General features: G+C 65.6%; 23 protein-coding genes, 1 tRNA gene and 1 pseudogene. 10 read left to right on the top strand and 15 right to left on the bottom strand.

All coding sequences use genetic code 11. The annotated features are described in order from the left end of the window. Positions 1-8: 8 nt before the first annotated feature. Positions 9-740, bottom strand: a pseudogene (locus WCL10_RS01775) (histidine kinase); the annotation flags it as partial. Between the two features lie 1260 nt (positions 741-2000). After that, a complete protein-coding gene (locus WCL10_RS01770) occupies positions 2001-3524 on the bottom strand; it encodes a fumarate hydratase (protein WP_336893887.1) in 1524 nt (507 codons plus the stop codon). A gap of 198 nt (positions 3525-3722) precedes the next feature. On the opposite strand from WCL10_RS01770, the gene WCL10_RS01765 reads away from it, so the two are divergent. The 5 genes from WCL10_RS01765 to WCL10_RS01745 are packed head-to-tail and all read left to right on the top strand — an operon-like array spanning position 3723 to position 7201. Beyond that, a complete protein-coding gene (locus tag WCL10_RS01765) occupies positions 3723-4328 on the top strand; it encodes a protein-L-isoaspartate O-methyltransferase (RefSeq protein ID WP_336893886.1) in 606 nt (201 codons plus the stop codon). 5 nt (positions 4329-4333) lie between these two features. Next, complete coding sequence (locus WCL10_RS01760) at positions 4334-5797, top strand: TolC family outer membrane protein (RefSeq protein ID WP_336893885.1); 1464 nt, start codon at positions 4334-4336, stop codon at positions 5795-5797. 59 nt (positions 5798-5856) lie between these two features. Continuing rightward, positions 5857-6378 carry a DUF2497 domain-containing protein gene (locus WCL10_RS01755; RefSeq protein ID WP_336893884.1) on the top strand — a complete coding sequence of 174 codons (522 nt, stop codon included), beginning with the start codon at positions 5857-5859 and terminating at the stop codon, positions 6376-6378. Between the two features lie 32 nt (positions 6379-6410). Next, positions 6411-6839, top strand: coding sequence for a thioesterase family protein (locus WCL10_RS01750; RefSeq protein ID WP_336893883.1), 429 nt, complete (start codon positions 6411-6413; stop codon positions 6837-6839). Then, positions 6824-7201, top strand: coding sequence for a (2Fe-2S) ferredoxin domain-containing protein (locus WCL10_RS01745; RefSeq protein ID WP_336893882.1), 378 nt, complete (start codon positions 6824-6826; stop codon positions 7199-7201). The genes WCL10_RS01750 and WCL10_RS01745 overlap by 16 nt, the downstream gene beginning before the upstream one ends. Position 7202: 1 nt before the next feature. On the opposite strand, the gene WCL10_RS01740 is transcribed toward WCL10_RS01745, so the two are convergent. Further along, positions 7203-7514 (bottom strand): hypothetical protein, encoded by a 312-nt coding sequence (locus tag WCL10_RS01740; protein WP_336893881.1) that lies wholly within the window; start codon positions 7512-7514, stop codon positions 7203-7205. Positions 7515-7637: 123 nt separating this feature from the next. Between WCL10_RS01740 and WCL10_RS01735 the strand changes: the two genes are divergently transcribed. Genes WCL10_RS01735 through xth form a run of 3 tightly spaced genes read left to right on the top strand, consistent with a single transcriptional unit; the run spans position 7638 to position 9241 of the window. Further along, a complete protein-coding gene (locus WCL10_RS01735; RefSeq protein WP_336893880.1) occupies positions 7638-8069 on the top strand; it encodes a CBS domain-containing protein in 432 nt (143 codons plus the stop codon). 36 nt (positions 8070-8105) lie between these two features. Next, entirely contained in the window at positions 8106-8459 is a 354-nt protein-coding gene (locus WCL10_RS01730; protein ID WP_336893879.1) for an iron-sulfur cluster assembly accessory protein, read from the top strand. 2 nt (positions 8460-8461) lie between these two features. Next, positions 8462-9241 carry an exodeoxyribonuclease III gene (xth, locus tag WCL10_RS01725; protein ID WP_336893986.1) on the top strand — a complete coding sequence of 260 codons (780 nt, stop codon included), beginning with the start codon at positions 8462-8464 and terminating at the stop codon, positions 9239-9241. On the opposite strand, the gene WCL10_RS01720 is transcribed toward xth, so the two are convergent. The 12 genes from WCL10_RS01720 to WCL10_RS01665 form a co-directional block, all read right to left on the bottom strand. Further along, the gene (locus WCL10_RS01720) at positions 9238-11082 is read right to left on the bottom strand and encodes a hypothetical protein (RefSeq protein ID WP_336893878.1); all 1845 of its coding nucleotides are present in this window, start codon (positions 11080-11082) and stop codon (positions 9238-9240) included. The genes xth and WCL10_RS01720 overlap by 4 nt on opposite strands. Then, positions 11082-11495, bottom strand: a complete 414-nt coding sequence (locus tag WCL10_RS01715; RefSeq protein WP_336893877.1) for a GtrA family protein — start codon at positions 11493-11495, stop codon at positions 11082-11084. Before WCL10_RS01715 ends, WCL10_RS01720 begins: the two co-directional genes overlap by 1 nt. A 50-nt stretch (positions 11496-11545) precedes the next feature. Continuing rightward, a complete protein-coding gene (locus tag WCL10_RS01710) occupies positions 11546-13165 on the bottom strand; it encodes an NAD(P)/FAD-dependent oxidoreductase (RefSeq protein ID WP_336893876.1) in 1620 nt (539 codons plus the stop codon). Between the two features lie 112 nt (positions 13166-13277). Further along, positions 13278-13916 (bottom strand): PilZ domain-containing protein, encoded by a 639-nt coding sequence (locus WCL10_RS01705; protein WP_336893875.1) that lies wholly within the window; start codon positions 13914-13916, stop codon positions 13278-13280. Between the two features lie 163 nt (positions 13917-14079). Then, complete coding sequence (locus WCL10_RS01700) at positions 14080-14958, bottom strand: FAD:protein FMN transferase (protein WP_336893874.1); 879 nt, start codon at positions 14956-14958, stop codon at positions 14080-14082. A gap of 16 nt (positions 14959-14974) precedes the next feature. Further along, on the bottom strand, positions 14975-16324 hold the full coding sequence (locus tag WCL10_RS01695) for a DUF3570 domain-containing protein (protein WP_336893873.1): 1350 nt from the start codon (positions 16322-16324) through the stop codon (positions 14975-14977). Further along, positions 16315-16536, bottom strand: coding sequence for a DUF4266 domain-containing protein (locus WCL10_RS01690; RefSeq protein ID WP_336893872.1), 222 nt, complete (start codon positions 16534-16536; stop codon positions 16315-16317). The genes WCL10_RS01695 and WCL10_RS01690 overlap by 10 nt, the downstream gene beginning before the upstream one ends. Positions 16537-16540: 4 nt before the next feature. Beyond that, positions 16541-17014 carry a TlpA disulfide reductase family protein gene (locus WCL10_RS01685; protein WP_336893871.1) on the bottom strand — a complete coding sequence of 158 codons (474 nt, stop codon included), beginning with the start codon at positions 17012-17014 and terminating at the stop codon, positions 16541-16543. 38 nt (positions 17015-17052) lie between these two features. Continuing rightward, positions 17053-17841 (bottom strand): M10 family metallopeptidase C-terminal domain-containing protein, encoded by a 789-nt coding sequence (locus WCL10_RS01680; RefSeq protein ID WP_336893870.1) that lies wholly within the window; start codon positions 17839-17841, stop codon positions 17053-17055. A gap of 147 nt (positions 17842-17988) precedes the next feature. Next, positions 17989-18073, bottom strand: a tRNA-Leu gene (locus WCL10_RS01675). A 111-nt stretch (positions 18074-18184) separates the two neighbouring features. After that, positions 18185-18466 carry an integration host factor subunit beta gene (locus tag WCL10_RS01670; RefSeq protein ID WP_336893869.1) on the bottom strand — a complete coding sequence of 94 codons (282 nt, stop codon included), beginning with the start codon at positions 18464-18466 and terminating at the stop codon, positions 18185-18187. A 187-nt stretch (positions 18467-18653) separates the two neighbouring features. Continuing rightward, positions 18654-19016 carry a GntR family transcriptional regulator gene (locus WCL10_RS01665; RefSeq protein WP_336893868.1) on the bottom strand — a complete coding sequence of 121 codons (363 nt, stop codon included), beginning with the start codon at positions 19014-19016 and terminating at the stop codon, positions 18654-18656. Between the two features lie 229 nt (positions 19017-19245). Between WCL10_RS01665 and WCL10_RS01660 the strand changes: the two genes are divergently transcribed. Together WCL10_RS01660 and WCL10_RS01655 are read left to right on the top strand one after the other, a co-directional pair. Beyond that, entirely contained in the window at positions 19246-21051 is a 1806-nt protein-coding gene (locus tag WCL10_RS01660) for a peptide MFS transporter (protein WP_336893867.1), read from the top strand. A 275-nt stretch (positions 21052-21326) separates the two neighbouring features. Continuing rightward, positions 21327-22013 (top strand): NnrU family protein, encoded by a 687-nt coding sequence (locus WCL10_RS01655; protein WP_336893866.1) that lies wholly within the window; start codon positions 21327-21329, stop codon positions 22011-22013. Positions 22014-22016: the final 3 nt, after the last annotated feature.

Here is a 22016-nt window from a genome sequence, read left to right as displayed (position 1 = left end):
CTCCCTTCTCAATCACAGCGGTTGCGAACGAGCGGGATCGTCAGCAACGTGGCATAGCCCCCGGCGGGAAGCGGTCCGCTTTCGACCCGCGCTTCCTCGCCGAACCGCGCCGCGAGGCGATTGCGCACGTTTTCAAGACCGATCCCGGTGCCCCCGTTCTCGCCGGTCTTGCCCGGCCCGTCGTCCGCCACGGTGAGCACGAGCCTGCCGCCAGCTTCCTGCGCCGCGATACGGATCGTCACCGGCCGGGTGCTCGCCGAAACGCCGTACTTTATCGAGTTCTCGACCAGCGGTTGGAGGATCATGCCCGGCACGCAAGCATTGGCGAGCGCATCGGGGACGTCGAACTCGGTGACCAGCCGCTCGGGAAAGCGCACCGCCTCGATTTCGAGATAGTGCCGCTGCAGGGCGATCTCGTCGGCCAGCGGCACATCGGCGGTGGGATCGCCCGCCAGGCTGTGGCGGTAGAAGCTCGAGATCGTCTGGATCATCTTCTCCGCCTGCTCGCTGCGGCCGACCATGACCAGCGCCGAGAGCGAGTTCAGCGTGTTGAACAGGAAGTGCGGATTGACCTGATAGCGCAGCGAACGCAGCTCCGCAGCCTTTGCCGCGCGCTTGTACTCGCCCTCGCGCCGTTCGGAGGCGCGTGCCATCTCGGCATTTCCCAGCGCCAGATAGAGCGCGGCCCAGGCGATGAGCAGGAAGTAGCGCCCCAGCGCGACATCGGTGAGTTGCTTCCAGAGCCCCTCGTCCTCGATCATCTTGGTGATGATTGCGGCGTGCATCTGCGTTTCGCCGTCGGTGGCGGCAGGCGCGGGTCCGGAAGCAGGGGCAGAGCTAGCCGCTGCGGCGGGCAGGGGCACCGCCGCTGGGGATGCGCTGGCGGACGGGCGCAGCGCCGCGTGACGAGCCGTTGGGCGTGGCCCCGCCCGCGCCTTGTGTTCCTTGACCCCTCGCGCGCGCACTTCCTTGACTGCTTCGCCGACCGCGCCGGACGGGGCAGGCGGCACTTCCTTTTCGGTGATAAGCCCTGCATCGGCGAGGCCGCGCAGCACGTTCCAGCGCACCGCGTCGATCCCGGCGAGGCGGGCCTGCGCGGCGGAAAGCCGGGCCTCGTCCTGCGCCCGCTCCATCTCGCGCTGTGCCTCGGCGACTTCGCGCTGCGCTTCGGCCAGTTCGTCGGCGAGTTCGTCGGCTTGGTCGGTGTCGGTTTCGAAGCGGCGGTTACCCACGCGCACTTCGGCAGTACCATCGGCGCGCCGGATGATGGCTACTCCGCCGGGGGCGGTGATGATCGAGTTCGGCTCGGCGCTGTTCGCGACAGCCTCCTCCGGTGCCGGATCGGCTGGCGGCGCGGGCGGGGCCGGTGGTGCGGGGGGCGGCAGCGGCGGATCGGAGATGTCGATCAGCACGTTACCCGAAACATCATGACGCACCCGCACTGCAGGCACGGGCAGCGGCACTGCGGCGGATGGCGCGGCGAGCGGTGCTGCAGTCTGCGCCGCACGGATCGCCTTGGCGGCAGCCTCGGCCTGCTGCTGCGCCGCCCGCGCCTCACGCTCGATCAGCTTCTGCTCGACCGGCGCGAAGCATTGCTGGTTGATCACGGCAAGCGCGAGCGCGGCGGGCAGCATGATGATGAGCGCTGCCGCAATGCGCGCGCCGTTGCTGCGTCCGTCGAACCGGCGCAGCACCGGCCAGGCAAGCAGCGTTACCGCGATGCCCGCGAGCGTGACCACTGCGCGGCGCCAGAGCAGCTCCTGGAACTCGCCGAGATCAACCACGATCCCGCGCAAGGTAATCAGCACGAAATACGTAAGCCACAGCGCCGCCGCCGACAGCAGAACCGCCCGCGCGGGCACGTGCGGGCGCTGCGACGGTTCGGCGGCAATATCGGCAGGAAGCGTGGCCATCCGATCGCTTCTAGGCCCAATCGGCCCGAAAGCGCCAGCCGGGCGGTCGAACCCGGTCAGCGGTTGGTCGAACGGCCATCGCTCCGATCAGGCTGTCAGCAGCCCCTCCTCGGCGATCTTCCTCTGCCAAACCAGCGGCGCCAGCCGGTGCACGTTCTGGCCGGTCGAATCGACCGCAACCGTCACCGGCATGTCCTCCACGGTGAATTCGTAGATCGCCTCCATGCCAAGATCGGCAAAGCCCACGACCTGCGATTGCTTGATCGCGCGGCTGACGAGATAGGCCGCGCCGCCCACGGCCATGAGATAGGCCGACTTGTGCTTGGCGATCGATTCGGTCGCCGCAATGCCGCGCTCCGCCTTGCCGACCGAGGCGAGCAGCCCGAGGTTCAGCATCATGTCGGAGAACTTGTCCATGCGGGTGGCGGTGGTCGGGCCGGCAGGACCGACGACTTCCTCGCGCACCGGATCGACGGGGCCGACGTAGTAGATCACGCGGCCCTTGAACTCGACCGGAAGCTCCTCGCCCTTGGCCAGCATGTCCTGAATACGCTTGTGCGCTGCATCGCGGCCGGTGAGCATCTTGCCGTTGAGCAAAAGCCGGTCGCCCTGCTTCCAGCCCTGCACGTCCTCGGCCGTCAGCGTATCGAGATTGACGCGCTTTGCCGCGACGTCGGGCGTCCAGTGCACGTCGGGCCATTCATCGAGCTTGGGCTGCTCGAGGAAGGCGGGGCCTGAACCGTCGAGCGAGAAATGCGCGTGGCGTGTGGCAGCGCAATTGGGGATCATCGCCACCGGCTTGCCGGCCGCATGGCACGGCGCGTCCATGATCTTGACGTCGAGGATGGTCGAAAGCCCGCCGAGGCCCTGCGCGCCGATGCCCAGCGCATTGACCTTGTCGAATATCTCGATGCGCAGCGCCTCGATATCGTTCCGGGGCCCGCGCAGTTTGAGCTGGGCCATATCGATCGGCTCCATCAGCGCCTGCTTGGCGAGCAGCATGCAATGCTCCGCCGTGCCGCCGATACCGATGCCCAGCATGCCCGGCGGGCACCAGCCTGCGCCCATCTGCGGCAGCATCTCCACCACCCAGTCGACGATCGAATCGCTGGGGTTCATCATCTTGAACTTGGACTTGTTCTCGCTCCCGCCGCCCTTGGCCGCGACATCGACCGAGACCTTGCGGCCCTTCACCATCTCGACATGCAGCACGCAGGGCGTGTTGTCGCGCGTGTTGCGGCGGGTGAAGGCGGGGTCCGCCAGCACCGAGGCGCGCAGCTTGTTGTCGGGATCGAGATAGGCGCGGCGCACGCCTTCATCGACAACCTCCTGCAGGCTCTTGTCGCTCTCCAGCCGGCAGTCCTGGCCCCATTTCACGAAGACATTGACGATGCCAGTGTCCTGGCAGATCGGGCGGTGCCCTTCGGCGCACATGCGGCTGTTCGTCAGGATTTGCGCGATCGCGTCCTTCGCCGCCGGACCTTTTTCGGCCTCGTAAGCTTCACCCAGCGCGCGGATGTAGTCCATCGGGTGGAAGTAGCTGATGTATTGCAGCGCGTCGGCCACGCTTTCGATGAGGTCTTCCTCGCGGATCGTCGTCATGTCGGCCATGGCCACTCGTGTCCTTGTGCTGTGCCGGGCCCGTCTTGCTGGCGGGCCCGGATCGATGAACCGGGGTTTAGCCATCGACCAGCGTCATGCAAAGCGCTTGGCGCGCCGAAGACGATATTCTAAGGGCTGAAATCCAAGCACCAGACGGCACTTGGCGGCAAGCAGGCAGTGCTGCCCGGCTGACGAACGAGGAAATTCATGACGGTAGTGGAAGAGCGCGCGATGGTTGCAGATGCCAATGTCGAGGCCGCGCGCCGTGCGATGGTCGACAGCCAGCTGCGCGTGAGCGGGATCAACGACCCGGCGATCCTCGCCGCTTTCCTCGCCGTGCCGCGCGAGGACTTCGTGCCAGCAGCGCGGCGTCCGGTCGCCTATGCGGATCGCGCAGTCACACTCGAGGACGGCGCGGTACTTGCCCCGGCACTCACCTATGGCCAGATGCTCACCGCAGCCGAGCCGACCGCCGATGACAGCGTGCTGGTGATCGGCGCTCCCGGTGGCTATCTCGCCGCGTTGGCCGAAAAGCTCGCTGCCAAGGTCACGCTCGTACCCGTCTCCGCAGACTGGGCCGCGACGGGCGCGCATTCGCTCGTGCTGATCGATGGCGCGATCGAGGACGTGCCGCAAGCGCTTGCCGGCGTCGTCGCGGCCGAGGGCCGTCTGGTGACCGGCGTGGTCGAACGCGGCGTCACACGCCTCGCGCTCGGCCGCAAGGTAGGCGAAACGCTCGCCCTCACCGTGCTGGCCGAAGCCGATTTCGCCCCGCTGGCGGCCTTTGCAGCGCGCCCCAAGTGGAGCTTCTGACCCCCATGATCCGCGCCCTTCGTGCCGGCCCCGCGCTTGCGGCGCTCGCCATTGCCATTGTCGGCGCCGCCCCGGCGCAGGCCGACGATCTGCAGGGTGCGCTTGCTGCGGCCTATGCGACCAACCCCGATCTCGCCGCTGCGCGTGCCACCCAGCGGGCGACCGATGAGGGTGTTCCGATCGCCCGCGCACCGGGACTGCCCAGCCTTTCGGGCACGGCGAACTACACCGAATACCTCAAGCAGGGGCCAAACAGCTTCCTTGCGCCGAAGCGGTCCTTCGCTGTCGACCCGACTCTCTCCATGCCGATCTTCTCGGGCGGGGCCGTGCGCAATTCGCTGGCGGCGGCCAAGATTCGGGTCGAGGCGGGACAGGCGGGCCTTCGCGGCACCGAGGCCGGCGTGTTCAGCCAGGTTGTCGCCGCCTATATGGACGTAATCCGCGATGCCGCGACTGTCGGCCTCAATCGCAACAACGTCCAGGTGCTCGAGGTCAACCTCAAGGCAACCAGTGACCGCTTCGAGATCGGCGACGTGACGCGCACCGACGTCGCGCAGTCCAATTCGCGTCTTGCCCTCGCCCGCGCCGATTTGCGCAGCGCCGAAGCGGCGCTGATCGCCAGCCGCGAGCGCTATGTGCAGGTCGTCGGGCTGGCGCCGATCGATCTCCAACCGCCACCGCCACTTGCCGGCCTGCCCGCGAGTCCCGAGGAAGCGGTACAGGTGGCGCTCGACAACAACCCCGATCTCATTGCAGCACGCGAACGCGCTAAAGCTGCGGGCTTCGACGCCAAAGCGGCAGGCGCCAGCCGTTTCCCGACGATCTCGCTCTACACCTCGGGCGATTACTCGACCTATTTCGGCACGCTCGGCGGCGGTGCTGGCGGCACCGGTTTTGCGCAGAGCCAGACTACCGCGCAAGCCGGGATACGCGCCACGATTCCGCTGTTCCAGGGCGGTCTTCCCGCCGCGCGCCAGCGCCAGGCGCAAGCCACCGCGACTGCCGCGCAGGAACTGGAAATCTCGGCAGAGCGCCAGGTGATCGCCAATGTCCGCTCCGCCTTCACCCAGTGGCGCGCGGCGAACGACGTGACCACGCTCAACCAGACCGCGGTCGATGCCGCCGCGCTCAGCCTTGAAGGTGTGCGTGCGGAGAATACCGTAGGCAATCGCACGATCCTCAACATCCTCGATGCCGAGCAGGAACTGCTGCGCGCGCAGGTCGGGCTCGTATCCGCGCGGCGCAATGCCTATGTCGCCTCGTTCAATCTGCTTGCCGCGATGGGCCGGGCGCAGGCCGCCGATCTCGGCTTCGATGCCGCCTCGCTCTATGATCCCGAGGTGAACTACCGCCGGGTGCGCGGCCGGGTGTTTGACTGGGCGCTTGATGCCCCGGCTCTGCCCAAGTCCACCCGCACGGTTGACAGCCCCGCGCAAACTGCAACAATTCCAGCGCAGACTGTGCCATAACGGTACAGGGTTTTGTTGTGGCCGCCCGATTCGGCCCGGTTGCTGTTGTGGGGATGAATATGCGTCAGGCTTCGGAACCTTCGGTCGAGGAAATCCTCGAATCGATCAAGAAGGTGATCGCGCGCGACAACCGCGCCGAAGCCGCCCGCGAACGCGTGCGCCGCGATGCCGCGGCCGAGCCTGCCCCTCGCGTCGCAGCCCGTTCCACCGGCATCCCGCAGGGACGGCCCGCCTCCTTCCCCGCGGATGTTCTCGACCTGAGCGAAGTCGCCGCGCATATCCTGCGCGAAGACCGCGTCCACATGGCGGCCGACGGTGCGGATGACGACGAGGAGGCGGACGCCCCGCTCCTCGCGGACACCGCAACCGCCTCGATGCGCGATTCGCTTGCCGCGCTCGCCATGTTGTCCGCCCCCGGCGCCTCGCCGCAGATTGTCCGCTCGGGCGAAACGTCGCTCGAGAGCCTCGTGCGCGAGATGCTGCGCCCGCAGCTGGCGGAATGGCTAGATCGCAATCTGCCGCCCATGGTTGAAAAGTTGGTCGCAGCGGAAATCGCACGTATCGTCGGCAAGAAGGGCTGATTTCGTCCTCCCCCGCGTGTTAGGGCGCTTTCATGGCCAGACCTGATCCCGCGCTGCTCGATCCCGCGCGCTACCCCTTCGCCAACGCGGTCACCACGCGCTTTGCCGATCTCGATCCCAACGGGCATATCAACAACGTGGCCATGGCCGCGGTGTTCGAGGATGCGCGGCTGCGCTTCATCTCCAATGTCGGCATGCCGCGCAACACCCACGACGCACGCTTCATGGTCGCGAACGTGACCATCGACTATCTCGCGCAGGCCTATTACCCCGCAGGCCTTGAATGCCGCGTCGGCGCGCTGCCCGGCGGGCGCAGCAGCTGGAGCCTGAGGCAGTTGCTGCTGCAGGATGGCCGCCCGGTGGCGACCGCGCATGTCACCATCGTCTTCACCGATGGCGAACGCCCGCAGCCGATCGATCCCGCCTTGCGTGAAAGGCTCGATGCATGGCTGATTCGCTGAAGCCAGATGAACTGACGCTCGCGCGGCAGGCCGTTGCCGGACTGGGCGGCTTTGCTCCGCAGCGCCACATCCTGCTCTGCGCCGGGCCCGAGAAGGACAAGTGCGCCCCGCGTGAAGAAGGCGACGCGGCGTGGAACTTCCTCAAGCGCCGGCTGGGCGAGCTCAAGCTGGGTGGGCCGCAGGGCGTGCTGCGCAACAAGGTCGGCTGCCTGCGCGTCTGCGCAGCGGGGCCGGTCGCGCTCGTCTATCCGGACAACGTCTGGTACCACTCGTGCACGCCTGACGTGCTCGAACGGATCATCCAGGAACACGTGATCGGCGGCATTCCGGTTGAGGACTACCGGCTAACACCGCCGGAATAGCTTACTTCCACCAATCTTCGACATGCTCTTCGAGGCCGTTGTCGACCGCTTCGTCGTGCCCGGTGCCGCTGGAAAGGAACACAAGGCCCATCAGCGCCGCCATCAACATCATCGTGAAGCCGATGCCCAGCATCGCCGCGATATAGAGGTGGATCGAGACCGGCCCCACCGCTTCGTAGAGGTACCAGGCCGAGGCCGCCATCACGCAGAGCGTGAGCAGGCCCATACCGCGCATCACGCGGAAATAGCGACCCCACGCGAACTCGGCATATTCCGGATCATCGAGCGGAGAGGGGCGTACGGGGTTGGCCATGCCTGTTTCCATGCGCGTCCGGCCCGCCCAAGGCAATCGCTTTCCCCGCCTGCCCTTTGGTGGCATGATCGGGTGACGGGCAAGCATTCCAAAGACTTCCCGCGCACAAACGAGGAGGATGCCATGTCGATCGCGCTGATGATCGCCGGCCGTTCGGGAGAGGTGTGGCATTGCCATGCCGACGATCTCGTTGCCGACGCTGTTGATACGCTGGCTACGCGCCGGATTGGCGCCCTGCCGGTGACCGATGCCGGGAATGAGGTTGCCGGCATCTTCTCCGAACGCGATGTGCTCTATGCGCTGAAGACCCATGGCGCCGCGGCGCTGCAGATGCGCGTGCGTGATGTCATGACCGCGCCGGTGATCTCGGTGTCACCCGAGAACAGCGCGCTCGAAGCGCTCGCCCTCATGACCCGGCGGCGGATCCGGCACTTGCCGGTGCTCGATCAGGGCCGCATGGTCGGCTTCGTCTCGATCGGCGATCTGGTGAAATACCGAATCGACCGGATCGAGGCCGAAGCCGAGGCTCTCAGGGAATATATCCAGACGGCGTGACTTGAGCGGGCCGGTCATGCAGCCTATCTTGTGTGCATGACCACAACGCTCTCTGATCCTGCCCTCGCCGGCGTGACGCTCGCCCCCAGCGCGGCGGCGCGCATTGCCGCCATTGCGGCGAAGCAGAACCGCCCCGCCGCACTGCGCCTCGCGGTTGAGGGAGGTGGCTGTTCGGGCTTCCAGTACAAGTTCGAGATGGCGGGTGAGCCCGAGGCCGACGATCTCGTCACAGAGACCGATGGCGTGCGCCTCCTTGTCGATGCGATGAGCCTCGAGCTGATCGCGGGCGCCACCGTCGAATACGTCGAATCGCTCGGCGGTGCGGCGTTCCGGGTCACCAATCCGCAAGCGGCTTCTGGCTGCGGCTGCGGTGCGAGCTTCTCCGTGTGACGATCAAGGTCGCTTCCTTCAACATCAACGGGATCAAGGCGCGGCTGCCCCGCCTGCTCGAATGGCTCGAAGAGACACGGCCCTCGGTCGCCTGCCTGCAGGAGATCAAGACCCAGGACGCCGACTTTCCGGCCGCCGAGTTCGAGAAAATCGGCTATCACGCGATCTGGCACGGGCAGAAGGGCTTCAATGGCGTCGCCATCCTGGCGGACGGCACAAAGCCGATCGAAGTGCAGCGCGGCCTTGCCGGGGAGCCCGAGGACGAGCATTCGCGCTATCTTGAGGCAAATGTCTTCGGCCTGCGCGTGGTGTGCATCTATCTCCCCAACGGCAATCCGCAGCCGGGCCCCAAGTTCGATTACAAGCTGCGCTGGATGGAGCGGCTGCGCAAACGCATGGCGGCGATTGCAGCGGAAGAAGTCCCCGCGCTCGTGATCGGCGATTACAACGTGATTCCCGAGGACAAAGACGTCTGGGACACGCGCGCGATGGCGAGCGATGCGCTGATGCAGCCGGAATCACGCGATGCCTATCGCCGCCTGCTCAACGATGGCTGGATCGACGCGATCGATCTGCACCACCCGCGCGGCGGCATCTGGACCTTCTGGGACTATCAGGCCGGCGCATGGCAGCGCGACCACGGCTTCCGCATCGATCACGCGCTGCTCTCACCTGAACTGGCTGACCGGCTGGTGGGTGCGGGTGTCGACAAGGCCTATCGCGGGCGCGAGAAAGCCAGCGACCACGCGCCCGTCTGGGTCACGCTCAAAGAGCCTGCCTAGTTGAGGACGCGCCAGAAGCGGATGTTCGATCCCGGCGCGATATCTACCGGCTGGAGCCATTCGGGCGCCTTGCCATGGAGCAGCTGCGCCATCAGGCCGTTCGGCGCGCGGGTGGCGTAGACAGCGGGCTCGTAGATATCGGGGCACACCGCGATCAGCGTAGCGTGGCGCTTGCGGATAAGCGCATGGGCTTCCTCCGCCGGAGCCATGAATGCCGCGATCACATCATGCATGCCCGAAGCACCGCGATGGTGGCCGGTGGCGACCACGCGGTCGTGCGATTTCACGATCAGGTCCGGTCCGATATCGAGCGGTGCGAAGATGTCTGTCGCTGGAAGCTTGTTCAGCGCAGCGCCCGCCACGTCATAGCGGCATTTCGAGATGCCCATCGCGCCGACCTTGATCCCGGCGACGGACTCGACCGCGCCGCCGGATGCAGAATTGGCCGAGGCCGGGTTCAGCGCGCCCATCACGAGCACTACCGGCAGCCCCGGCGCGAGGAGCGAGACGACCATGGCGTAGCCGCCAAGGCGCGGCAGGATCGCCACGGAGCGCAGGCGGTAGACCCAGCCGAGGATCAGCGCGGCGGCAGGCACTGCGGCAAAGACCAGCGCGGTTGCCGAAGCACGCGCCACCATCACGCCGATCAGCCAAGCGCCGGCGAGCAGCAGCATGTGATCAAGCCAAAGCATGCGAGTGGGCGCATCCTTGGCCTCGCGCCAAAGGCGGAACACGCCGTAGAGCCCGACCAGCGGCCCGGCAACAATCGCTGCCGCCATCGGCGCACTGGTGTGCCAGAAGGGCATGCCCTCGGCGACCGAATCGTACCAGTAGCGCTTGACCAGTGGATCGAGCATCACGAACGCGCCGCCTCGGCATTCTGGCGCCACGCCGAACAGGATCGCCGCCGCGCCAAGGCCCATCACGCCCAGCCCGGCGAGTTGCCCCACGAGCGTGCGCGGCGTGGCGAAGCGCAGCGCCGCAGCGCCTGCCGCGACCCATGCGAACAGCGCCAGGTGGACCGGCGAAATGGCGTCGCAGTGGGTCGAGAGGTCGAAGTTGCCGCGCGTGGCAAGGAAAATCACCGCACTGCCGAGCGCCAGGCCCAGCGTTGCGGCGTGAAGCCAGTCGAAGCGGCTGGCGGGCGTCCGCAAGCCGCGCAAGGCGCAGAGTCCCAGGAACAGCGCGGTGAGCGGCAGACCCTCGATGGAAATGGCAAGCAATGCGGCGAGCGAGACGCCGATCACCGCGCCGCCCCTCAGCGCGGTCTTGGCGTGGAGCCCGCTCAGTGCGGCAAGCGCCAGCACGATTTGCCAGCCGTGGTGATCGATGCGCATGGGCGTGAACTGGCACAGCACCGGCGGCGAAAGCCCGATCATCAGGCACGACATCGCCACGACTTCATCGTTGAACCAACGCGCTGCAAGCCGGCCAATCAGCGCCATGCCGCACAGCAGGGTGAACAGCGGAACCGCAACCACGGTCACAAACTCGGCCCCTGCAGTGCCAAGCAGCGGGCGCAGCAGCAGGATCATGCCTGCAATCGGAATATCCACCAGCCGCGACCAGTGCATCGGCACGCCTTCGGGCGCGGCGATTCGGTACTGGTGAACATCGAACCAGGATTGTCCGGCGAGCAGGTCGCGCACCTGCAGCAGGCGCAGCGCATCGTCCGGATCGGTGAAGCGCAGCGTCGCGATGAGCTTGAAGTTGACAAGGATCATCGTCGCCGCGAGCAGCGCCCAGGCAACGATCACGCGCAGGCGCGCGCCCTTGGCGGGATCGGTGACCGATACGGTCTGCGGCTGGGCCGTCTCGCCCCCGGCGTAGAGCGTCGCCATCAGCGGAACACCACGCGTTTGCGCAGCAGCCAGGTGACGGTGAAGCTGACGACGATGGCACAGAGCTTGGCCACGCGCGGATCAAGCCCCGCTGCGCTCGCCCCGCCGACGATCATGGTGGTGACACCCAGCCCGATCAGTGCAGAAACAACGAACATCGCCTTCTGCCGGGTGCGCGCGATGCCGCCCGATGCGACCTGATCGGCAAAGACCTTGCGACTGGAGAGGATCCAGTGAACCGCAATGCCGATCGAGTAGCCCACCGCCGAGGCGGCGACCGGTTGGATGCCGGCGGAGAGCAGGGCCTGGAACGTGCCCATATCCACCGCCAGCGCGCCCACACTGGCAAGAATATACCGCGCCAGCACAAGCTGCCGGAGGCGATGAATGGGAGCGATATCGAGCACGGTCACGGCTGGATCCTGTTCATTGGAACGTCACGGACAGGCAGGGGATCTGCCGGTCAGGCGGCGGCGCGATCCTTGCCTTTGCTCGCGGCGACTTCGTCTGCCACGATCCGCGTCGGCACGTCGCGTACCGAAGCCAGCGCAGCGGCCTGGTCCTCGCTAACGGCGCGCGCGGGGATCGCGGCCTGCGCGCCCTCGTTGCCAGCCTCGTGATACTCGGCGTCTTCGTTCACGCACCAGATGTCATAGACGCGGTGACCGGCGAGGATGTTCTCGACCGTGAGCATCGCGGTCATCATCGCGTGGTCCTGGTTGTTGTAGCGATGCATGCCGTTGCGACCGACAAGGTGCAGCGTCGGGTGGCTGGCTTCCAGCTCGTGGCGCATCGCGGCGACATTGGCGGCATATTCGTCGTCATAGACCGGATAGGCCTTTTCCTGACGGACGACCGCGCCGCCGATGACCTTTGCGGGATCAACGAGACCAAGGATGTCCATTTCCTTCGTCGCGAGCTTGATCAGGTCCTCGTCGCTCGAGGCCCAGAGGTCATCACCCTCGAAACAGAAGTATTCGAGCCCGACGCAGGCCACGCTCTCGTCGGGCACCATTTCGGGCGACCACGAGCGGAAATTCTGGACGCGGCCGACCCGGACCTTGCTGTCGTGGATGTAGATCCAGTTGTCGGGGAACAGGTCCTCGCTCTTGATCTTGAGCGCCACCGTCAGGAAGTCGCGGTACTTGAGGCGGCTCGCTTCCAGCGTCGACTCCGGCAGCGGATGAAGGCGCGCGGCAAGCTCGCGCATGGGGGCCGAGCTGATCGCATGGCGGGCGCGGATCACCGTCTCGCCGCCATCCTCGGCGCGGCTCGCCGAAAGGCGCCAGCCGCCCTGGCCGTCGCTGGCGAGCTGCTTCATCGCGTGGCCCATCAGGACGTTGCTGCCAGCCGCAACGATCTTGTCGCGCGCGGCTTCCCACATCATGCCCGGGCCCTGGCGCGGATAGCGGAAGGTTTCGAGCAGGGTCTTGGTCTGCATGCCGTCATTCGGGCGCTTGTTGAGCCCGAGGCTGCGCTTGAGCCCATCAAGCACCGCAGCGCCGAGCGAAAGCCCCTTGATGCGCTGCGCGGCCCAGTCGGCGCTCATTTCGTTGCAAGGCATGCCCCAGACCTTCTCGGTGTAGGTCTTGAAAAAGATCGAGTAGAGCTTCTTGCCGAACTGGTTGCTCGTCCAGTCCTCGAAGCTCTTCACTTCCTTGATCGGAAAGGCACGCGACCAGGCGTAGCTCACCATGCAGCTGGTCGAGCGCAGGATCCCCAGATTGCGCAGCGCCTCGAAGGCGCGCAGCGGGTAGGAGTAGAACCGGCCCTCGTAGTAGATGCGGCTCATGCGCGGACGCTGGATGAAGTCGTCCGGCAGGATTTCGTTCCAGAGGTCGACGACCTGCTGCGACTTCGAAAAGAAGCGGTGGCCGCCGATGTCAAAGCGGTAGCCTTCGTGCTCCACCGTGCGGCTGATGCCGCCGACATAGCGCGTGTCCTTCTCGATGATCGCGACCTTGAGGCCCTGCTTCGAGAGGAGGTAGCCGGCCGTCAGCCCCGCAGGCCCCGCGCCGATGATCGCCACATCGACATCGTATTCGCTGCTGTCCCCGTGCACGCCCGTGAAACCGTTACCCATCACTTGCTCCCGCTGATGCGTTCATGCCTTGGCAACGGAAGTGAACGAAAATGGCTAAGAGACAGTTAACGAGAAGGCCGTGGACAGCGAATCGCGACCCCGGCAGAGGCCCTCACACCGGGCGGGGCGAGGTCGGCTGTTCGCTCGCCGACCGGTGCGCTTCGAGCGCCTGGGCAAGCTGAAGCGGCGCAGAGAGCCGCGCGAGTTCGTCGAGCTTGAAGGTGTGCTCGAAAATCAGGCCGTAGCGCGGGTGGCTGCGCCAGCGGACCTTGGCATAGAGCGGCGGAGTGACCCCGGTTTCGACGCGCACCAGCTCGTTCATCAGAAGCCACTTGTCGCATTCCACGCAGGCGCCCTGCTGCGAAATGTCCTTGAAGGCGACAGTGACCGCCTCACCGCCCGAATGCAGCACGCCGTCCAGCGCGATTCGCAGCCGCACTTGCCGACGGGGATATCGGCCACGGGTTTCGTCGAGCAGATGCTCGACCGGAATTTCCTCAAGGAAGTGCAGGCCGGCATAGTCGTCCGTCTGCCAAACCAGCTCGGCGGGGTATCGATCGCCGGTGACCAGCTCGATGGCGTAGTCCTTGCCTTGGGGAAGCGGGGAGAACAGCCGAATCTTCACGCCCGTGGAAGAAGCGTCACGGATGATGCAGAGGAATTCGCGGCCATCGGAAACAATCTTGGCGGTGCGGATCAGCAGGGCATAGCGCGGCGCGGAGCGAAGCTCCGACCCGGGGGGCGCACCCATCTGTTCCTGCCGGGCCACTCCCGGCAGCTCCTGTTCCTGCGCCAAGCCTGTTCCCCTCGCGCGGCAGACCCGCTGATTCGGGTCACAAGCGCGCTCCGCTGTGCAGTCAGGTCTCTAACTCACTGATCCTTGACATGTTGTTACCCACGGTAAAGCGCGCGGGTTACCACAGCACCCAGGCTTCGGCCTTTTCCGCCTTCAGAAAGGCTTCCGCGCCGGGGCCAAGCAGCATGGCAAGGGTGGAGAGCGTGCCGGCCTGAACGCAGGTGCGCGCCGCCACCGTTACTGATCGCGGCGGGCCCTCAACCGGCCAGCCGGTGCGCGGATCGAGGATGTGGCTGTAGCGCTTGCCCCCGCGCAGCAGGAAGCGCTTGGCATCGCCGCTCGTGGCAATCGCGCCCTCCCCGATGTGCAGGAGACCGCCCGCGGCCTTGGCCGGATCGAGCGATTCGATTGCGACAGCCCAGCGCCCGTTTGCCTTCGCGCGCGTCGTGCGCAGATCGCCCCCAAAGTTAACGAGCGCCGGACAATCGCCTTGCGCCATCATCGCCATAGCCGCGCGGTCGACCGCGTATTCCTTGCATATCCCGCCCAGATCGATCTCCATGCCCGGCGGCAGCGTGAGGCGCGGCCGCTCCCAGCGCACCTTGCCCCAGCCGATCAATGGCATGAGCGCGGCAACCTGCTCCGCGTCCGGCACTCGGTCCGATCCGTCGAACTTCCACGCTCGCCGCAGGACGCCCGAGGTCACATCGAAGCGCCCCTCGCTCAGCGCATGCACCTGCCCGGCATAATCGATGAGGCCCGCGGTCTCCTCGTCCACCTCGACCGGCTGGCCCCCGGCGTTGTTGATCGCCCAGACAATGCCCGTCGGTTTGTAGCGGGTGTACTTCTCCTCGATGCGCCGAGCCTCGGCCTCGCCGATCCGGGCCAGTTCGGTGGCGAGCTTGCTGTTGCGCGTTTCGACCTGCACTTCGCACGGTGTACCCATCGCGGTGAAGCGATGCTTGTGCACCCCCGAAGGTTTTGCCGGCTTGGCCATCAAAGGCTCCCGCGGATCAACGCCATGTGTAGCGCAGCCCGCTGATCAGGCTGGTCGAGCGGGTACCGGTGAAAAGGTCGGTCCGAGCCAGCACCCCGGGGGCGGACCGGTCAAAGCGCCGGCCTTCCTGCACATAGCGTTCCGCCGCGCCGTAGAGTTCGAGCCGCGGCGTGATGTGCACCCCGCCCTTCAGCGCAAACGTCCAGGCATGGAACCGCCCCAGGCGGCTGTCCGAGCTGACAAAGGGCGGCGTCGGCACATCGATACCAAGATAGGGCGCAAAGAAGCGCGCTGCGGTCTGGCGATAGAAGCGCAGCCCCGGCTCTACATACGCCGCTCGTCCCACCGGCGCGTGTTCGGCAAGCGCGTAGGTCATCGAATTGATGCCCCAACTGTCATGGTACCAGCGCACAGAGGCATCGGTGACCGCCGAACCGAGGGCGAACTTGGTTGCGGCATAGACACTGCTGCGCTCGCGCCGGTTGGGCCGCTTCTCGTAGATATAGTAGAAGGGATCGCCCGTGGCGGTGTCGACCAGAGCGAAGATCTTGTAAGGATCGGTGTGATAGCCGCGGCTGTCGCCATAGCTGTAGTTCAGCTGCACCAGCCAGTGCGGCGTGAGCACCTGGGTTACCCCGGCGACCATGCTGTAGACCTGCTTTACCTTGGCATGCCCCACGATCATGTCGCCCATGTACGAAAGCGCCCGCGGCACCCCGGTGAAGGGCCTCACACTGTCGCGCTCATAATTGAAGCCGAGCGAGAGCGTGGTGTTCTTGTTCCAGAGGTCCTTTGCCAGCGAGGCGCGCGCAGAATACGAGGTAAAGTCCGTCTCGAACGAAGCCGCCCCGCCCACGCTGAGCTTGAGCGTCGGACTCACCGGCAGCGTGACGCCGAGGTCATAAGCCTCGCGGTGGTCCTTGAAGCCCTTGTCCACCGGCAGCTGGTTCGGTGCCACGGTGTAGCGGCCCGATGATCCGGTGTGGGTGTCGGGATTGGTTCCCAGCCCTCCGCCGATAAAACGCGTCTTGCGCGGCGGCACGAACGATTGCTCGTAGCGCGAGCGGATCGAACCGTTGGGGGTCGCCCCGGTCAGCGAATCGTAGGTGAACTTGCCCGAGACGACCATGCCGCTGGCCGCGTTCCAGGTCAGGCCGCTCGAAGTCTCGACCGCGCGGACACGGTGGTCATCCTCCTGATAGACCAGCAGCGCGGCGTCGGCGACAACAGTGCCGACTTCGCTCGATGTCTGGTCATAGGCGTTCTGCGTGCCGGTATCGGATTGTGCCGCCGCGCCTTGCGCACCAAGCAGCGTGCCCGCAAGCACACCCAGCGCAGCGGACAGCCCGCCCCGGCTCAATTGCACCCGCAGCCCCCGCCATCGAAGCTGCGTCCGCCAGAGGCTGCTTCCTTGCTGAAATAGGTGTGCTCGTCGAAGGCCATCACGGCGGGCTCACGCGCGAGTTGCATTGATTTCCTCGCCAGCACGTCACGCTGCCAAGGCTGGACGCCGATATGCGCGCAACCGCCGAGCAGCGGCAGTGCGGCAAGAACCAGGAGCCGGGCAAGCCGCCGCACGCCGTCAGCCCTCACGCACGAGCTGTGCGACATGGCCTTCGTACTCGCGCACCTTGCCCGGGAAGAAGCCTTGATGACGGAAGCGCATCGCCCCCTTGCGGTCGAACACCAGAGAGGTCGGCATGTCCGCCACCTTCCACGCCTGCGCGATATCGCCGGCCGCGTCGTAGATCACGGGGAGGCTGGAGCGGACCTGACGCAGGAAGGCATCGGCCGGCCCGCGCTGCCGGTCGAGATTGATGGTCACAACCGCAAGGTCTCCGGCGGGATAGCGCGCTGCGAGCTGTTGCATGAATGGGAAGGACAGCTTGCACGGGCCGCACCACGAGGCCCAGAAATCGGCATAGACAACCTTGCCGCGATACTTCGCCAGATCGAGCGCAGCCGCAGCCTGTGCGGGCGCGGCCAGGCCTGCAAGCGCCGCCGCCCCCAATCCGCCCAGAACGGTGCGGCGCGAAAGCGGGTCGGATTCAATCATCACTCAGGCTCCGGATGCGGGCAGTCCGGGCCGACTGCCTAAAGAACGAAATCGCTGGCGGTCAGCGTATGGATGCCCAGCAGCTTGATACAGAAGTCGGCCACCGCGTCACCGTTGGTCGAGCCGTAGATGTACGTATTGCCGCCCGAGACGTCATAGCGCAGCTCGCGCCCGGTTTCGATATGAAAGCGATTGTGATTGATAAACACGAAGGCCTGGTCGCCAGGCTTGTTGTAGGCCGTGGCCGTGCTCACCGCATCGACCAGGCTGAGATCGATCTTGTCCCCGGGCGTGAAGTCGACAATCACGTCGGCACCGGTCGAGGTCTTGCTGGAAAAGTCGCCGTCGTCGAACACGAAGCGGTCGTTGCCGGTCCCGCCGGTCATCGTATCCAGCCCTTTGCCGCCGATCAGCTGGTCGATACCCGCGCCGCCGTCGAGGGTGTCGTTACCGTCCAGCCCGGTGAGGATATTGTTGGCGCCGTTGCCGGTCAGCGAGTTGGCCAGCGCGTTTCCGGTGCCGTTGAGCGCGGCCGATCCGGTAAGCAGCAGGTTCTCGACAAAGGCCCCCAGCGTGAAGCTCACACTTGCCTTGACGAGATCAATCCCCTCGCCGGTCAGTTCGATCACCTTGTCCCCGGTCGAATCGACAATGTAGGTGTCATCGCCCGCACCGCCATACATGGTGTCATTGCCGGCCCCGCCGTCGAGCGTGTCGTTGCCGCCGAGCCCCTTCAGGATATCGATCCCGGTCAGACCGCTGATGATGTCAGCCAGTGCGGTGCCGGTCAGTGTATCGCCATTGGTGGTGCCATTGAGGACTGCCATGATCCGCCTCCCTGCAAGATCAGGATGCCTTGCGCCGTCTACATTAACCGGGGTGCAACAGATATCCTTACGCCGCCCTAACCTCTACTACCTGCGACAGGGAGACGCGGCTTCGCGGCGGGCCGATGCCGACCCTCAGCAGCGATCTGGTACGGACGGCGGGACTCGAACCCGCACGAGCTGAGCTCAAGGGATTTTAAGTCCCCTGCGTCTACCATTCCGCCACGTCCGCATGACTGGGCTGCCTCAGGGCGGCACCTGAGTGCCGCGATGGCATATCGGCGGGCGCACGGCAACGGCCGGGACAAGCCCGGCGATGGAGCGAAGACCGTGCCGGACGTGCCTACTCGGCGTTCAGCCGCAGGCGCATGTCCTTGCCGGGCTTGAAGTAGGGCACGCGCTTGCCCGGTACTTCGACCGAGTCCCCGGTACGCGGGTTGCGACCCTTGCGGGCCTCGCGTTCACGCGTGGAAAACGCGCCGAAGCCGCGAAGTTCCACCCGGCCGCCTTCAGCGAGACGCTTGGCGATCTCGTCGAAAAAGACGTCGACCACGCGCTCGATTTCTTCGCTGCGCATGCCCGGGCTCTGTTTGGCAAGCACCTGCAACAATTCGGATCGGATCATCCGTTCAACCCCCCCTAACTTTCCGGCCGGGGGCCGCGGATGCCCTTTGGGCTTGCTCCGCAGCGCCGACCTGCTCCATCCGGTAGAGTCCCCGGGACACTGGAGCGAAGGTAGTTTGCCAGAGCAATTTCCCGGGGGCAACCTATCAATCGTTGTATGGCAAGGCATTAGAGCCTTTCTGGCGGGATCAGACCGCTTCACCCTCGCCCAGCAGGCGCATCGGGTCGAGATGGAGCCGCCGCATGCGCGCCCTGATCTCTGGCCATTCGTGCGCAAGGAAAGCCTCGCGTTCGCGCGCGCGCAGGGTCTCTGCCGCGCCGTGCGCGACGAACATGCCCACCCCGCGCTGGACCAGGACCAGCCCTTCGGCCTGGAATTGCTGGTAGGCCTTGGCCACGGTCAGCGGGTTGGCCGCCTCCGCTGCGGCGTAGGCCCTGACCGAGGGCAGCATCGCGCCTTCCGCGAAAGTGCCGTCGAGAATAGCCGCCGCGATCTGATCGCGCAGCTTGAGGTAGACGGGGCGGCCCGCGGATGCCGGGATGGAGGTCATGGGTGATGCAGTGCCATAATACAGCGGGTCACGCAATCAGGCGCAACAAAGTTTCGCGATGCGTCGTTGGTGCACAATCCTCCAACACGCACGGCGCACGGTGCGCACGAAACCACTCTTACCTCTGATTCCCTTGGTGAAACTTCGACAAGAACCTTTCCAAGGCGTCGTAAGACGCTAATCATGGCGCAAAATCGGGTGCATAAGTCCAGGGGAGCACATACCAGCCATGACTGATCCGCTTGGGGCCGCCGCCGACGCCCTGCCGCAGCACGCCGCCCGCGATGCCAGCTGGTTCGGCCATCCGGCGCAGCTGGCCCGGCTCTTCACCACCGAAGCGATGGAGCGGTTCGGTTATTATGGCATGCGGGCGCTGCTCACGCTCTATCTCGCGCAGCACTTCCTGTTCAGCGACACCACGACAACCGGCCTCTACGGCGGCTTTACAGCGCTGGTCTATCTCACTCCGCTGGTCGGCGGGCTCATGGCGGACCGGTTCCTCGGTTCGAAGCGATCGGTCAAGTTTGGCGCCATCCTGATGAGCCTGGGCTACGTCGTGCTCTGCTTTTCTAGCACCGGCGGCGCGGCAAAGCCCTTCGCGAACATCGAGGGTCAGCGCTACGAAGTAACCCTCAGCGGCAGCGGCGAGGCGCGCAAGCAATACATCACCGATCAGGGCGCCACGCTGCGGATCAAGGGCAACGAGGACAAATCGGTCTCGCTGGTGCGCGAGGACGGCAGCGAGGCACGCCACATCGCGCCAGGCGGCTTCGAGCCTGGCGGCGAGCGCAACCCGCTCTACACCTTCCTGCTCATCGTCGGCCTGGCCTTCGTCACCGTGGGTAACGGCTTCTTCAAGCCCAATATCTCGACCATCGTCGGCGAACTCTATGAGCAGGGTGACCGGCGGCGCGATGCGGGTTTCACGATTTTCTACATGGGCATCAACCTCGGCTCGCTGTTCTCACAGATTCTCTGCCCGCTGCTCGCGGTGGGCATGGGCTCCTGGGGGGGGCTCGGCTGGTGGGCAGGCTTCGCACTCGCCGCAGCCGGTATGGCGGTCTCGTGGCTGCTGTTCCAGTTTGACGGCGGCAAGCTCGACGGCTTTGGCGAACGCCCGGCCGGGGCAAACCCCTCGCGCGATCTTCTCGTCTATGCCGGCGCAATCGCCGCAATCCCGCTTGCCTATCTGCTCTTTGCGAATCTGATGGGCTATGTGAAGCCGCCAGCAGGCAGCGGTCTTCTCGGCTACATCGCCAGCCTGCCGATCATGGGCAAGATCATGTTCGGCACCTTCATCGTGGCCGTGCCCGGGATCCTGGCCTGGTCGTTCTTCAATGGCGACAAGCGCGAGTTCGAGATGATGGTGGCTGCCATGGTGCTGATCACCTTCAACACGGTGTTCTGGTCGCTGTTCGAGCAGGCCGGCTCGTCGCTCACCCTGTTCGCCGACCGCAACACCGACATGAGCGTGTTCGGCCTGTTCTCGATCACCGCCGGGCAGACCCAGTTCTTCAACGCGCTGTTCATCGTCGCGCTCGCGCCCTTGTTCTCAATGCTGTGGGGAGCGCTTGCCAGGCGCGGGCTGGAGCCGGGCATTCCGGTGAAGTTCGGTATTGCGCTGGTCGGCGTGGGGCTGGGCTTTCTGTTCCTGGTCTGGGGCGCCCAGTTTGCCGACGCGAATTACAAGGTCGGCCTGTGGTGGCTCGCCGGGCTCTACCTGATCCATTCAATGTCCGAGCTGTGCATTTCGCCCGTCGGCCTCTCGATGGTCACCAAGCTTTCGATCGGGCGGATTGTCGGGCTGATGATGGGCACCTGGTTCCTCTCCATCGCCTTTGCGCAGTACGTTGCGGGTATCATCGCCGGCAACGCCAGCGTGGAGACGGTGGGAGGCGAAGTGACCAATCTGCGAGTCAGCCTCGAAACATACACCAGCACGTTCACGACGATCAGTCTGTGGGCGATAGGGATCGGTGTGGTCCTGCTGCTGCTCTCGGTGCCGATGAAGCGGTTGATGCACGGCGTTAAGTAACGCGCGGGGCATTTATATCCAAAATGGAGTGAAATGCGCAGCGGAGGCTTGTGCTCCGGGCCTTTCGCCGCTCGTGCAGGGCGGTTCGGCGCGTATCACCTTGTGAAATGCCGATAATCATCGACGGCAGCCAGCATTGCTTGGTAACCCCTCTGTTAAGGTTACGTCGTTAACAAAGCATCCGGGTGGCGGTGCATCACCGGATGCCTACGAGCAGTGTCGATCGCTTTGGCAGCATAAAGCCGGAGCGATGCTGTGGGGGAAGGACCGTAACAATGGATGCTGCCACTTTCTGGCTTGCACTCAGCATGGCCGCGTTTCTGGGAACGCATTTGCTGCTCTCGCATCCGCTTCGCGCAGGGCTCGTCCGCCGATTCGGCGATGGCGGGTTTCTGGGCGTCTATTCGCTCGTCGCCCTCATCACGTTCAGCTGGATGGTGATCGCGTTTGGCCGGGCATCGCCGAGTCCGCAATTGTGGGATGGCCAGGCACCCCTGCCATGGGCGCTGGCCTCGCTGCTCACGCTCGTCGCCACAGCGCTGTTTCTCGGTTCGTTCGCTGGCAACCCGGCGCTGGCCGGAATCGATATCTCAGGCCTCTCGACGCGTCTGCCGCACGGTCCGTTCAAGGTCACCCGCCACCCGATGATGTCGTCCTTCACCCTCTGGGGCGCGGCGCATATTCTCGCTGCCCCCAGTGTGCGGACGATCATCCTCGCCGGGGGCATCATGGCGCTGGCGGTCTTCGGATCGATGGGCCAGGATGCCAAGAAGCTGGCGCTTCATGGCCAGGACTGGCGGGTATGGATGAAACGCACCTCGTTCCTGCCGAACCCGGCCGCGTTCGGGCATCTCGGGTTCTACTGGATCGGCGCGCTGCCGGTATGGCTGCTGCTCACCTGGCTGCACCTCAAGTTCGCGCTGGTACCCGCTGGGCTCTGGATCTGGATCGAGCACCTCTGAACG

Origin of the sequence: Novosphingobium sp. (assembly GCF_037133355.1) — a bacterium.
GTDB lineage: Bacteria > Pseudomonadota > Alphaproteobacteria > Sphingomonadales > Sphingomonadaceae > Novosphingobium.
The sequence above is the reverse complement of the archived record's forward strand: the minus strand, read 5'-3'. Positions and strand labels throughout refer to the sequence as shown.